This window comes from Actinoplanes oblitus, assembly GCF_030252345.1.
In the GTDB taxonomy this organism is placed as follows: domain Bacteria; phylum Actinomycetota; class Actinomycetes; order Mycobacteriales; family Micromonosporaceae; genus Actinoplanes; species Actinoplanes oblitus.
In genome coordinates, this window is the sequence record NZ_CP126980.1 from 4,940,393 (window position 1) to 4,953,609 (window position 13,217).

Sequence of the window (13,217 nt, forward strand, 5' to 3'; positions counted from 1 at the left end):
CATGTCGGAAGATGCCCTGGCACCCCACCGGCGGACACTGCTCGTCGGTGCCTCCAGCGCCTTCACCGCGTTCCTGACCGGCGCGATGCTGCCCAGCCCGGCCTGGGCGGCCGCACCGGCCTGGATGCGCGGCGCGAGCGGCACCGCCGTCCGCAAGGCCTTCGACTTCCTGGCCGCCAGGTTCGACGAGTACGGTTCGGGTGCCGCCCTGCGGGTCCCGCGCAGCTACACCGGCGGCTTCTTCGGGACCACCTTCGTCAGCTCCTTCGTGTACGACGACGCCCTGGTGATCTTGGCCTGGCTGGCCCGGGCCACCGCCGAGGACGTCGAACGCGCCACCGTCCTCGGCGACACCCTGCTGTACGCCCAGCGCCACGACCCGATCGGCGACGGCCGTACCCGCGCCTCCTACCAGCCGGACTCGTTCACCACACTCGACGGCACCCTGGACATCGGCTCACCGGCCGCCTACACCGGCAACCAGGCGTGGGCCGGGATCGCCCTGGCCCACCTGTACGCCCGCACCGGGCAGCCCCGCTTCCTGACCGGCGCGCTGCGCGAGGCCACCTGGATCCAGGAGCACACCTGGGACGGCGCGCGGGCCCCGTACGGGTACACCGGCGGCCGCGGCGCCACCGGCCAGCCGCTCACCTTCAAGGCGACCGAGCACAACATCGACGTCGGCGCGTTCTTCACCATGCTGGCCCGGCTCACCGGCGACCACGGGTGGCGGGCCCGGGCCGGGGCGGCGTTCGCCTTCGTCGCCGCGATGCGCGACCGCGCGGACGGGCACCTGTGGACCGGCACCGACCCGGACGGCGTCACCACCAACCGCGCGCCGATCCCCGAGGACGTGCAGACCTGGGCCTACCTGGCCACCCTCGACGACCGGTACCGCCGGTCGGTCACCTGGGTGCTGGACCGGCTGGCCGCCCGGGACGCGGGTGTCGCCGGGGTCAGCTTCAGCGACGCCGACGTCAGCAAGGTCTGGCTGGAGGGCACCGCGCACACCGCGCTCGCGCTGCGGGCCCGCGCCGCCAAGGGCGACACCCTGCTGGCCCGCCGGCTGCTCTGGAACATCCAGCAGGCCCAGGCCACGACACCGGCCGGGGACGGGCGCGGGATCCCGGCGGCGTCCAGCGACGGCCTGGACACCGGGTTCGGCGACCTCTATTACGCCAGCCCGCACACCGGCACCACCGCGTGGTTCCTGCTCGCCGCCCTCGACAGCAACCCGTTCCGCATCTGACGGCCCGCTTCGGCCGCCGGCCGCCATTTTCCGGTACGAGTGACGCCCGCCCGCCGGACGACGTGGCCCCGAGTCCACCCCCGCGACCGCGCGGACCATCGGGTCGCGGCCGCGCGCCCGGACCGCCAGCAGTGGTTCCCCTGCACCGGCGCGATCCCCGCGAACCGGTCACGTGTCACCGAGGAATCGGCTGCCTCCGGATACTTCACGGCCAGGTCGCATCCCTCGCCTGAGGGAAGCCATGCGACCGCGGCATCGCGCACGGGCGGCCGCCCGGCACACCTCTGTTAGGGGCCCGCGCCGTCACGGGGGGAACGACGCGGGCTCGACCACGATAACCGCCGATACCGTCTGAGATCTACCCACCTAACGTGAATGTCACTTTCGACATAGTTCCGGATGGGCCGAACCCGAGCTCCGGGGTGCGGCCGTGATCGACCTGCTCGAGCTGCCCGTGACGGTGTCGAACCCGCGCGGCCACACCGGGCCGGGGTGGGAACCGGGCCGGTCCCACCCCTCGATCGGGGACCGGGCTCAGCACTGACCGTCGGCCAGCACGTAGTAGCCCGGGCCGGTCTGGCGCAGCGTGTGGGTGGTGAAGGTGTTCCACAGGCCCATCGCCTGGCCGGAGCCGCTGGCGAAGGTGTTGCCGCCGGACTGCGTGGCCCGGCCCGCGACGGTGTGCGCGTAGTTGCTCGCGGTGAAGCACGGCTGAGCGGTGGCGGTGGGCGTCGGCGTGGGCGTGGGCGAGGTGGAGGGTGCCGGTGACGGGGTGGACCCGCCGCCGGGCAGCCCCCACCACCGGGCGATGTAGTACGACGAGCAGATCGAGGCCAGGTAGTACGACCCGGTGGCCCCGCACTGGTTCTCCGCGCTGCCGGGTGCCACCGGCGTGCCGTGCGCGATCCCCTGCACCCGGTAGAGCGCCACCGCGTCGCCGTAGTACTCGACAGTCGTCGAGCCGGGCAGCGACGCGGTCGACGACGGCGTCTGGCCGATGCCCCACACGTCGGTCCACTGGTCGCGCAGTTCGGTGGCGTTGGCCGGTACCACTGTGGTGTCGTTGGTGCCGTACCAGACGCTCACCCGCGGCCACCGCCCGGCGTACCCGGCGTTGGCAGCCCGGACCAGGTCACCCCACTGCTTCGGGGTCTTGCTCTGCGCCTGGTACTGGCAGATCGTGCCGCAGTGGTACGGCAGCCCGGCGACCACCGCGCCGCCGGCGAACACGTCCGGGTACGCGGCCAGCATCACCGCTGTCATGGCGCCGCCGGCGGACAGGCCGGTGACGTAGACCCGCTTCGCGTCCGAGCCGTACGTCCGGATCGCGTAGTCGACCATCTGCTTGATCGAGAGCGCTTCGCCCTGGCCGCGCCCGATGTCGCCGGCGGTGAACCAGTTGAAGCAGGACATCGGGTTGTTCGACGAGGTCTGCTCGGGGAAGACCACCGCCGCCTGGTACAGGTCGGCATACTTGGGCCAGCCGGAGTGGCTGTAGTAGTCGGAGGCGCTCTGCGTGCACCCGTGCAGGGCCACGACCAGCGGACGGCCGCCGGCCAGCCCGGCCGGGACGTACGAGTACATGCGCAGCGCGCCCGGATTGCTGCCGAACGAGCCGACCTGGGTGAGGGTGGCGGCCGCGTTCGCGGGGGAGAACGGGGACATTGTCACACCGGCGACGACCAGCACCGCGGCGAGCAGTGCGAGCCACAAGCTACGGGGATTCATGACGCGGACGTTACGGACCTGTTAATCGCGCGCCCATGTGGCGGCTCGCCACAACGACACATCCGGATGTGTGGATGACTCGGGCGGCGCTCGCCCGGTGAGTGCATGCTGAACGCGATGAACCCGTCGGCCAAGGTCAGCTGCACCGCTCGGCTCCGGCACGACGCCGAGCGGATGCTGGTGCACGACTCCGAGCGGGTGCTCGCCGTCGCGCCGCTGGCCTACGTGGCGGTCGACGCCGACGGGAACGTCGCCGCCTGGAACCCGGCCGCGGAACACACCTTCGGCTACGCCATCGACGAGGCCTGCGGCCGGGAGCTCGCCGAGCTGATCGTGCCGCCGCGCTACCGGAACCAGCACCGGGCGGCGCTGGCCCGGCTCGCCGCCGGGGGACCGCCGCGCCTGCTCGGCCGGCGCCTGCAGCTGGCCGCCGTGCATCAGGACGGCCACGAGTTCCCGATCGAGATGACCCTGGCCGCCACCGAGGAGACGTCCGGCCGGCTGTTCCACGCCTTCCTGCAGGACGTGACCACAGCGCAGCGGGTGAGCAGGTTCATGACCGTCGAGGCCGCCGTCTCCGCCTCCCTGGTCGAGTCGGACACCAGCGAGTCGGCGGCCGCCGGTGTCGTGCACGCCGTCGCCGCGCACATGGGCTGGCCGGTCGCCGAGCTGTGGCTGGTCGACGACGCCCGGCACGTGATCACCTGCGCCGCCCGGGACGTCACCCCCGGGCTGGTGCTCGGCTCGTTCGCCGTCGAGCAGCTGGAACCCGGTGTCGGGCTGCCCGGCCGGGTCTGGCAGCGGGCCAGCCCGGTGTGGATCCCGGACCTGGCCGCCGACACCGGGTCGTTCCGCAGCCGCGCCGCGGCCAAGGTCGGCCTGCACGTCGCCGTCGGCGTGCCGGTGTCGACGGCCGGACACATCCTCGGTGCGTTCTGCGTGTACGGCCACCGCATCGAGGACCCCGAGGAGACCCTGTCCGCGCTACTCACCGGCATCGCGGCCCGGGTCGGTCAGTACCTGGAGCGGCGCCGGGCCGAGGAACTCGCGGTGGAGCTGGCCCGGACCAAGAACGAGTTCCTCGCCATGGTCACCCACGAGCTGCGCAACCCGCTCGCGGTGATCACCGCGGCCACCGACGTGCTCGACGAGGACCTGGAGACGCTCACCAGCGAGGAGCAGCGCGACCAGCTCCGGGTGATCACCCGCAACGCCCAGCGGCTCGCCGTGATGGCCGAGGACCTGCTCGACCTGGCCCGCCTCGAATCCGGGCACCTCAGCATCGAGCCACGCGACACCGACCTCTGCGCGGTCATCAGGGACGCCGTCCGGGCGGTGGCCGCCGCCGCCGAGGACAAGAAGCAGATCGTGCTGACCCAGCTGCCACAGCGACTGGATCTGTACGCCGACCCGGACCGCCTGCGCCAGGTCGCCGACAACCTGCTCTCCAACGCGGTCAAGTACACCCCGGCCGGCGGCACCATCGTGGTCACCGCCGAGGCCGACAGCATGGGCCCGGGCATCGTGTGGACCGTCGCGGACACCGGCATCGGCATCCCGGCCGCCGACCGCCCGCACCTGTTCCGCCGCTTCTACCGGGCCTCCAGCGCCGTCGAGCGCCGGATCCCCGGCACCGGCCTCGGCCTGGTCATCACCCGCGCCATCGTGGAACGTCACCACGGCACCATCACCCTCGCGGCCGACCAGCCGATCGGCACCACCTTCGTGATCCGCCTGCCGCGCCCGGAGGGCCCCTGACGGACCGCGGCCGGTCCCGGTGGCCGCGAGGTCACCGTCCGCCGGCCCACGGACGTGCCGTTTTCCGGTACGCCACCAGGTGCACGCCGCCCGGACAGCGCCGCCCGGCTGCCCCAGGAGGGCCGGGTGAGCCGCGTGGCGGGCGGGCGGTCCGGCGTACCGGAAATCGGGCTCGCGAAGCGCGAGGGGAGCAGCGGCCGTGACCGGGCAGCCACCGGAATCGATCCGGCGCGGCGGCTGGGAGCAGCCGCCGCGCCGGGTGTGGGTACCGCTCAGGTGGCGCAGGAGACCGACGGCCAGGTCCAGTTGCCGTTGGTCTGGATGGTCAGGCCGAAGTTGTTACCGCTGCCGTTCGGCTTGGCGACCAGTGTCTGCGCGTTCGGGTAGCTCGCCGAGATGTTCCAGGTGGCGATCACCTTGGCCGGCGAGGGGACGGTGAGCGTCACGGTCCAGGTGGTGGAGCCGGAGACCGCGACGTTGAGGTTGTACCTGTCGCTCCAGGACGAGCCGGCCGAGAGCGTGGCGGTGCAGTTGCCGGTCTGCGGCGGAGGCGTCGTCGTCCCGCCACCACCACCGGTCGGCGCGACGGCCCGGCCGGTCTGCGGTGAGATCATGCCGGCGCACAGCCCCCGGCTGGCCAGCCCCTGAGCGATGCGCGGGATGGCGGCGACCGTGTTGGCCGGCCAGTCGTGCATCAGGATGATCTGCCCGTTGGTGAGCCGGCCGGCGGCCGCCACTATCGCGTCGGTGCTGGCGTTGTTCCAGTCCTGCGAGTCGACGTCCCAGATGATCTCGGTGAGGCCGTACCTCTGCTCCACCGATCGCACCGTCGCGTTCGTCTCCCCGTAGGGCGGCCGGAACAACTGGGGCGTCCCGCCGCCGGCGTTCGCGATGGCGGTCTGCGTCCGGGAGATCTCCGAGTCGACGGTGGCCTGGCTCTGCTGGGTCAGGTGCGGGTGGGTGTAGCTGTGGTTGCCCACCCACATGCCCGCGTCCACCTGCGCGCGGACCAGCGCCGGGTTGGCCGCCGCGTACTGTCCCTCGTTGAACATGGTGGCCCGCAGCCCGTTGTTCCGCAGCGCGGTCAGCAGGTTCTGCGTGTTGCCCGCCGTCGGGCCGTCGTCGAAGGTGAGCCCGACGTACCCCGAGCAGGTGGCGGCCTCGGACGGGCTCGCCTGCACGGTGACGGCGACGACCCCGGCAGCCGCCACGATGGTGGCCAGCGTCGCTGCGATTCGCATCGGTCGCCGCCCGTCTAACCGGCGCTGCACGAGACGGACGGCCAGGTCCAGGTCCCGTTGGTCTGGATGGTCACGCCGAAGTTGTTACCGCTGCCGTTCGGCTTGGCGACCATCTGCTGCGCGCTGGGCCAGCTCGCGCTGGTGTTCCAGGTGGCGATCACCTTCTCCGGGGACGGCACGTTCATGGTCACCGTCCAGTTGCTGGAGCCGGAGACCGAGACGTTGAGGTTGTACCTGTCGCTCCACTGCTGGCCGGCCGAGAGCGTCGCGGTGCAGCCGCCGCCACCGCCACCGGTCGGCGGGCTGGTGGTGGTGCCGGTGGTCGGCGTGGTGGTGCCGCCGACGGTGATGTTCGAGCTGCCGCTGCTCTGGTATCCCTCGGTGGCCAGGATCTGGTAGTTGAACGTGCCCAGATTCATGCCCTTCGAGGCCCACGCGTCGAAGTGGTTGCCGGCCGTGATGGTGCCACCGGTCCGCTTCGACTGGCGCACGCTCCAGTACTGGTAGAACGTCGCGGTGCCCTGGATGGACGGCTGGTTCACCCGCTGCGTGCGGTAGATGTCGTAGGTGCCGCCGTCACTGGTCACGGTGCCCATGAAGGTGCCGGTCGGGCGGTACGTGCCCCAGTTGTCGACGATGTAGTACTCGATCAGCGGGCTGGTCGTCCAGCCGTACAACGTCAGGTACGCGTTCCCGTTCGGGTTGAACGACCCGGAGTAGCTGACCGCCCGGCGCGCGCCGGTGGCCCAGCCCTTGCCGGCCACGAAGTTGTTGATGCCGCTCCACTGGGTGCTGTACTGGCCGCCGGCACCCATGGTCATGCTGACGTTGCCGCTGTCCTTCCAGAACGAGTAGTAGTAGCCGTTGTTCGTACCGGTCTGGTTCGTGGTGATGGTGGTGTCCGCGTGGGCCGTGCCGGCCAGCATGGTGCTGGCCGCGGCGACCACGACGGCGCAGGCGGCGCCGAAGACCAGTCGGATCCGGCCGCGACGGGTGGGTGGTGCGGGAGCGTCGGACATTTCGGATTCCTTAGGGGAGGCCTGGGTGGGGACTCCAGGCGGCGGGATGGGAGCCGACGACGGCGGCGGGATCGACGATGGGCGATCCCGGTCGACAGCGTGAGTATTGGCCCGCCCGTCGAGGCTGTCAACAACTTACGGAAATGTATCGGTAGCAAATTTGTCGCGCTGTTCGATAGAGCAGCAGCTCAGTGTGATCTGAAACGATGGCAAGGCCGTAACAAACGCGAAGTTGCGTAACCCTATTCCGAAAGTTTCGGAGCCCCGCCCTGGGTGCGTCGACCGTGCCGGCGCGTTCGCGCAGCGGCGGCTCTGATCGGCGCTCACTGCTCGACGCCCGTCGCCGCGTCGCCCTGAGTGAACCAGTCCTCCAACAGCCGCTGATGCGCGGTCACCGCCTCACTCAGGCGGTCGAGCTCGTCCTGTTTCGACCCCACTGCCGCGGGCAGATCATCAATCTGCGCTTGCATCTTCGCCACGGCGCCACCCAGTCCGCAGGGTCGGCTTGTTCGCATCGAGCGAACGCCTTGCCGTTCGCTCGCTCAGACATCCCTCCAGGCGTGTGTCCCTCGGGAGAAGTTCCCCTCGCTGGACCATTCGGAGCAGATCTTCGTGCGGGTGGAGGGTCCCGGCGCAGAGTTATGCGGCAAGCAGCTCGGCGAGTTCACGCGCGTCCGTGGATTCCCGCTGGTCGGCGGGGACACTGGCGTACAGTTCGACCGCCCGCTGCCGGACCAAGCCCTTACGGAACCGGCCCGGTGCTTGTGTGAACGCCTCGACGGCGGCCCCGCACGCGGCGACCGGGTCTCCGTCCCGCCGGATGCACATCGCGCCGTCGAGTAGCAGCAGCGTGCGGGTCATGCCGGAGGTGGTCGACAACGCGATCCCGGCCTGCTGGCAGGAGTTCTTCGTCGAGCGCGGCGAGGCCGGCTTCAGCCGGATGCACCAGAAGGTCTACGAGATGATCGGCATCCCGCCGAGCGCGATCACCATCCAGCACTTCCTCGCCGCCGACTTCGCCCGGTTCACGGCGCTGGAGACGGTGCCGGAGACGCCGGCCGCGCTGACCGCTGGCGCGACGGCCTGACCTGGACAGCTCGTCCCGCGCCTGAGCCGGGCGCGGGACGAGCACCGGGTCACGAGCGGCTGGCCACCGGCTCGGCGACGCTCGCCGGGACAACCCGCCGCCCGGCGGCCCCGGCGATCCCCGCGGCGGTCAGCAGCAGCAGACCGGCGCCAGCGAACGTGGTCGCCGGCGCCGCGTCGACGGCCATCGGGAGGGTGAGCATGCCGACGGTGCCGGCGGTGCGGATGACGGTCTGGTCGACGGTGAGAAGCCGCAGCCGCTGCGGCGCGGCGAACCCGGCCAACCTGGTGCGCAGCGTGACCGCGGCCGCCGGGGTGGCCAGCCCGGACACGAACCCGGCCGCGAGCACGGCCGGCAGCGTTGGCGCGGCGCTGTACGCGATCAGCGCCAGGCCGGTGACGCTCCAGGCGCAGCAGTACACGGTCAGCCATCGGCCCAGCCGCAGATTCCCGACGAGCAGGTTCCCGGCCAGCGCACCGGCGCCGACAGCGGACAGGGCCAGCCCGTATCCGGTCGCGCCCTGGCCGAGCCGGACCGCGAGCAGGGCGGGCAGACCGACGGCGGACACCGCGGCGACGAAGAAGCCGACGCCGTGCAGGCCGATGGCCAGCGCGACGTCCGGGTGCCGGCGCAGCACCGGCCCCGCCGCGACCGGTGCGGCCGGGCCGGCCGCGGGCGCGACCGTGTCAGGTACGGCCGGGTGGCCGGCTGCGGCGCGGCGGGTATGGGCGCGCAGCCACCACATCGCGGCGGCGCTGACCGCGAACGTGACGCCGTCGAGGGCGAACAGCTGCACCTCGGAGACGGCCATCAGGATCAAGCCGACGCAGCCGGGCCCGGCGATCACCGCGAGCCGGTTGGTCAGGTCGAGCAGCCCGGTCACCTGCCGCACCTGACCGGGCTCGACCAGGTCCGGAACCAGGCTGCCCAAGTTCGGGTCGAACAGCACACCCAGGGTGCCCAGCGCCAGGACCAGGGCCAGCAGGACGACCAGGCCGCCGCGTCCGGGGGTCCAGAGCAGCGGCACCCCGCACGCGATGACGGCGCGGCCGGCGTCGAGCCAGCCGAGCCGGCCGAACGAGGCGAACCGCGCGATCAGGCCACGGCCGAACGCGCCGATCAGGATGTACGGCAGCGACTCGACCACCGCGGCGATCCCCATCCACGCCGCCGACCCGGTCGCCTCGTAGACCACCCACATGATCGCTAGGCCGTACAGGCGGTCACCCAGCACACTGAGCGCCGCCGAGCTCCACAGCACCAGGATCGGCCGTTGCCGCAGCAGCCGTAGGTACCCCACGCGCGCCATACCTCCAAGGTCGGATGTTGCGGTGCCGGGCAAAGCAGATCCGAGCCGGCAGGCCACCCGGACCGGGTCACCGCGGCAACCTACCGAGGTCCGGACCGGCGTAGGGGCCGTGACACACCTGCGGCGGACCCTGTCACCCATCCGCGCGGACTCTGGAGATGATCAATGGCGGACACCGGCCGTTCGGTCAGCAGGCCAGCCACTGGGACCTGTGGGTGGCGCACCACGACGCCGACTCCGCCGGCTGTCTCGACCCTGTGCCACCGGTGCGGATGCTCGCTGACCTCGCCGGGTCCGGCCCGGTCCTGGAGCTGGGTATCGGGTCCGGCCGGCCGGCTCTCGCTGACGCAACTGGGGATCCTGGTCAGCGGCATCAACGCGTCCCCGGAGATGATCCGGGTGATGCGGGAGCGTCGTGGCGACCTGCCGTTGAACGCGCCCTCACGGAGGAGAGAAGGCCCGCGGCGGCCCGGAGCCGCGTCGAGGCATTCTCGGTGAGAGGCTGGCCGTGGCCGAAGCAGACGATCTCCGTGTCCAGTCGCGCCTGGCGTCTGAACGAGGTGATGGCCTGAACGGGGTCGACGTTGAACACGCCGAGGATCACCTCGCCGTCCGGGCCACGTGCGATGGTGTCGCCCGTGAACAGCACGCGGGGCTCGGGGAGATGGAAGGCGATGCTGCCGGGGGTGTGACCCGGCACGGCCAGGGCCACGGCTCGCACCCCGTCGCCCAGCTCGATCAGGTCGCCGTCGTCAAGCTCCCGATCCACCCGCACGGGCGCCGGTGGGACGGGCGGAATCCGCGAGTGCACCTGGTCGAACAGGGGCCGCTCCCAGTCGGCGAGTTCCGGTGCGGGCCCGGGTGCCTCTCCGCGTATCACCGGCGCGTCCGCCCGGTGCGCGTACACGGTGATGTCGTCCCCCCAGGCGGCGACGTCGGCCGCCGAGCCGGCGTGGTCCTGGTGGGAGTGCGTCAGGAGCAGACGCCGGAGGTCGGATCGGCGATGGCCCAGTTCCTCGATCGCCGCGGCGAGTTCCGGAGCGGATCCGGGCAGGCTCGTGTCGATGAGGGTGAGGCCGTCGGCGCTTGCCCACAGATACGCGTGGCCGATCGGGAAGTCGAACATGTGCAGTCGGGGAAGCAATTCGATGACCCTCATACCGCGACGCTAGGCAACCGTGCCGTTGAGAAGAATCCCCTTATGCTGGCGGCAAATCTGCCAGCAGCAGAGGTGTCAGGAATCGCCTTTTCGTCTTCAGCGGGCCGCGAAGGGTGTGTTCCGCGTGAGATGGGTCGCCGGGCGGTGACCTGGCCGGCCCTCGAACGGATCACCCGCGGCGTTGGATTTGACGGGGTGGTGCACTGTCGTGATGATCTTGGGGCCGTTGATGCCCGGGGCGGATCGGCGACGTTGAGGCAGGCTTTCGAGGGGGACGACAGGTATGACCGGTGGCACGCGTGCGCCTTGGTGCGGGGCGTTGATCGCTCTCGGGTCGATCGCTGTGGTCAGCGCCATCGCGGTGGTCCGTGACTGGGACTTCGACTCCTGGATGCGGGCGGTCGCCATGTGCGCCCTCGCCGGCGTCATGTCCGCCGTCACGGAGGCGGGCCGGAATCGGCGGCTCGACCGCTCGGCCCGGCAGGCTCGCGCCATCGACGACGAGCCGGCGTCCGAGCGAAGCCCGCGGTGAGGCACCCGCGCCCGCGGTGAGTCGAGAGCGGGTGCGGGGCTCCGGGCGTACCGGAAAACGGCGGACCGCGGCGCGGGCGGACCGGAAGTGAGGCGGCGGTCCGGTGCCCGGGGTCATCGGCCGCAATGGATCACTTGCTGTTCTTCCTGCCGTGGCGGGAGGGGCTGGAGAAGGTCTGCGACGGCTTCCCGCCCGTGATCCACCTCCCGGCGGACGGCGCCATCGCGCCGATCTGGCCGCCGGCAACGTCGCCGCCACGTTCTTCACCGTTGACGGCCACGGATCGAGCGACTCGCTGTTCTAGTGTTGCAAAGATTCGTTCAACTATTGCGTACGCCAGTCCGCCACTGCCACGATGGCCATCGATCCCTCGCCGTCCCCCTCCCGGCTGGACTGGAGTCCCCATGGCTGTTTCCCGGCGTACCCTGCTGTCCTCGGCCGCGCTCGCGCCCGCCGCCGTCGTGCTCACCGGCGCCGCCCCGGCCGCCGCCGCGTCCCCGCCCGGCGACGTGGTCGGCAAGGTCACCGTGGGGTACCAGGGCTGGTTCGCCTGCCCGGGCGACGGCGCGCCGATCGGCGGCTGGTGGCACTGGAGCCGCGACCGGTTCCAGCCGCCGTCGCCGGCCAACACCACGATCGTGTCCTGGCCGGACGTGCGCGACTACGCGCACACCTATCCGACGGCGTACCCGAATCTCGGCAACGGACAGCCGGCCGCGCTCTTCTCCTCCTACGACCAGCAGACCGTCGACGTGCACTTCGACTGGATGCGGACCTACGGCATCGACACCGCGGCGCTGCAGCGGTTCAACCCGGTCGGCGACGAGGGGCCGACCCGCGACGCGATGGCACAGAAGGTGCGCGGTGCGGCGGAGCGGACCGGCCGCAAGTTCTACATCATGTACGACGTCAGCGGCTGGACGAGCATGCAGTCGCAGATCAAGAGCGACTGGACCGGCAAGATGGCGGCGCACGCCGCGTCCAGCGCCTACGCCAGGCAGAACGGCAAGCCGGTGGTCTGCGTCTGGGGGTTCGGCTTCAACGACACCAACCACGACTTCACCCCGGCCGCCTGCCTCGACGTGATCAACTGGTTCAAGGCGCAGGGCTGCTACGTGATCGGCGGGGTGCCCACCTACTGGCGCGAGGGCAGGAACGACAGCCGGGCCGGGTTCCTCGACGTTTACCACGCCTTCCACATGATCTCGCCGTGGATGGTCGGGCGCACCGGCGACCTGGCCGGGCTGGACTGGTTCCACGACAACGTGAACACCCCCGACCAGGCCGACTGCGCCGCGCACGGCATCGACTACCAGCCCTGCGTGCTGCCCGGTGACCTGTCGGCCGGGCATCGGCGGCACGGCGACTTCTACTGGCGCAGCGTGTACAACATGGTCCGGCTCGGCGCCCAGGGCCTCTACGTGTCGATGTTCGACGAGTTCAACGAGGGCAACCAGATCGCCAAGACCGCCGAGACGGCCGCGTCGGTGCCGGCCGGAACCGGGATCCGCGCGCTCGACGAGGACGGCACGTTCTGCTCCGCCGACTACTACCTGCGGATCACCGCGGACGCCGGGAAGATGCTCAAGGGCCAGATCCCTTTGACTTCGGTACGCCCGACGCCGCCGGTCACCGGCTCCACGCCGCCACCGGTCACCGACCTGGCGCGGGGCCGCGGCACGTCGACCAGCGGGTACACGCAGATCTACGGTCCCGGCAACGCCGTCGACGGCAACGCCGGAACCTACTGGGAGAGCGTCAACAACGCCTTCCCGCAGTGGATCCAGGTCGACCTGGGCGCCGCGGTCACGATCGGCCGGGTGGTGCTCACCCTGCCGCCGTCGTGGGGTGCCCGCACCCAGACCCTGGCCCTGTCCGGCAGCACCGACGGCTCGACCTTCAGCACGCTGTCGGCGGCCGCCGGGCGTACCTTCGATCCGGCCTCGGCGAACACCGTGACGGTCACCTTCGCGCCCACGACCAGCCGGTTCCTCCGGGTCACCGCCACCGCGAACACCGGCTGGCCGGCCGGGCAGGTGGCCGGCCTGGAGGTCTACGCGTCCTGAGATCGTCGTTCGGCCAGCCCGGTGGCGGCAAGTGTTTCCGCGTGCTCGACCCGCCGCCGTGCTCGGCCG

Annotated in this window: 12 protein-coding genes; 5 read left to right on the forward strand and 7 right to left on the reverse strand. The window is 71.4% G+C overall.

The genetic code is table 11. The features are described 5' to 3' along the window. Position 1 precedes the first annotated feature (1 nt). Entirely contained in the window at positions 2-1,249 is a 1,248-nt protein-coding gene (locus tag Actob_RS22110) for a hypothetical protein (protein ID WP_284913687.1), read from the forward strand. A gap of 534 nt (positions 1,250-1,783) precedes the next feature. Here Actob_RS22110 and Actob_RS22115 read toward each other — a convergent pair. Then, entirely contained in the window at positions 1,784-2,977 is a 1,194-nt protein-coding gene (locus Actob_RS22115; protein WP_328518384.1) for an extracellular catalytic domain type 1 short-chain-length polyhydroxyalkanoate depolymerase, read from the reverse strand. A 105-nt stretch (positions 2,978-3,082) separates the two neighbouring features. On the opposite strand from Actob_RS22115, the gene Actob_RS22120 reads away from it, so the two are divergent. Beyond that, positions 3,083-4,735, forward strand: coding sequence for an ATP-binding protein (locus Actob_RS22120; protein ID WP_284913688.1), 1,653 nt, complete (start codon positions 3,083-3,085; stop codon positions 4,733-4,735). 272 nt (positions 4,736-5,007) lie between these two features. Here Actob_RS22120 and Actob_RS22125 read toward each other — a convergent pair whose 3' ends face one another. From Actob_RS22125 to Actob_RS22140, 4 genes are all read right to left on the reverse strand, one after another. After that, positions 5,008-5,976, reverse strand: a complete 969-nt coding sequence (locus Actob_RS22125; RefSeq protein ID WP_284913689.1) for a polysaccharide deacetylase family protein — start codon at positions 5,974-5,976, stop codon at positions 5,008-5,010. 14 nt (positions 5,977-5,990) lie between these two features. Continuing rightward, positions 5,991-6,995: a glycoside hydrolase family 11 protein gene (locus Actob_RS22130; RefSeq protein ID WP_284913690.1), complete on the reverse strand. Its 1,005-nt coding sequence runs from the start codon at positions 6,993-6,995 to the stop codon at positions 5,991-5,993. A 323-nt stretch (positions 6,996-7,318) separates the two neighbouring features. Further along, positions 7,319-7,474, reverse strand: coding sequence for a hypothetical protein (locus Actob_RS22135; protein WP_284913691.1), 156 nt, complete (start codon positions 7,472-7,474; stop codon positions 7,319-7,321). Positions 7,475-7,634: 160 nt separating this feature from the next. Next, on the reverse strand, positions 7,635-7,856 hold the full coding sequence (locus tag Actob_RS22140) for a hypothetical protein (RefSeq protein ID WP_284913692.1): 222 nt from the start codon (positions 7,854-7,856) through the stop codon (positions 7,635-7,637). Between Actob_RS22140 and Actob_RS22145 the strand changes: the two genes are divergently transcribed. Next, positions 7,855-8,082 carry a hypothetical protein gene (locus Actob_RS22145; RefSeq protein ID WP_284913693.1) on the forward strand — a complete coding sequence of 76 codons (228 nt, stop codon included), beginning with the start codon at positions 7,855-7,857 and terminating at the stop codon, positions 8,080-8,082. The two genes, Actob_RS22140 and Actob_RS22145, sit on opposite strands and share 2 nt — an antisense overlap. 49 nt (positions 8,083-8,131) lie before the next feature. Here the strand turns inward: Actob_RS22145 and Actob_RS22150 are convergent, their stop codons facing one another. Both Actob_RS22150 and Actob_RS22155 read right to left on the reverse strand, forming a co-directional pair. Next, positions 8,132-9,391, reverse strand: a complete 1,260-nt coding sequence (locus Actob_RS22150) for an MFS transporter (RefSeq protein ID WP_284913694.1) — start codon at positions 9,389-9,391, stop codon at positions 8,132-8,134. Between the two features lie 373 nt (positions 9,392-9,764). Beyond that, complete coding sequence (locus Actob_RS22155; RefSeq protein ID WP_284913695.1) at positions 9,765-10,550, reverse strand: MBL fold metallo-hydrolase; 786 nt, start codon at positions 10,548-10,550, stop codon at positions 9,765-9,767. A gap of 319 nt (positions 10,551-10,869) precedes the next feature. Here Actob_RS22155 and Actob_RS22160 point away from each other — a divergent pair, with 319 nt between their 5' ends. After that, positions 10,870-11,082, forward strand: a complete 213-nt coding sequence (locus Actob_RS22160; protein WP_284913696.1) for a hypothetical protein — start codon at positions 10,870-10,872, stop codon at positions 11,080-11,082. A gap of 404 nt (positions 11,083-11,486) precedes the next feature. Next, the gene (locus Actob_RS22165; RefSeq protein ID WP_284913697.1) at positions 11,487-13,148 is read left to right on the forward strand and encodes a discoidin domain-containing protein; all 1,662 of its coding nucleotides are present in this window, start codon (positions 11,487-11,489) and stop codon (positions 13,146-13,148) included. The last annotated feature ends 69 nt before the right edge of the window (positions 13,149-13,217 follow it).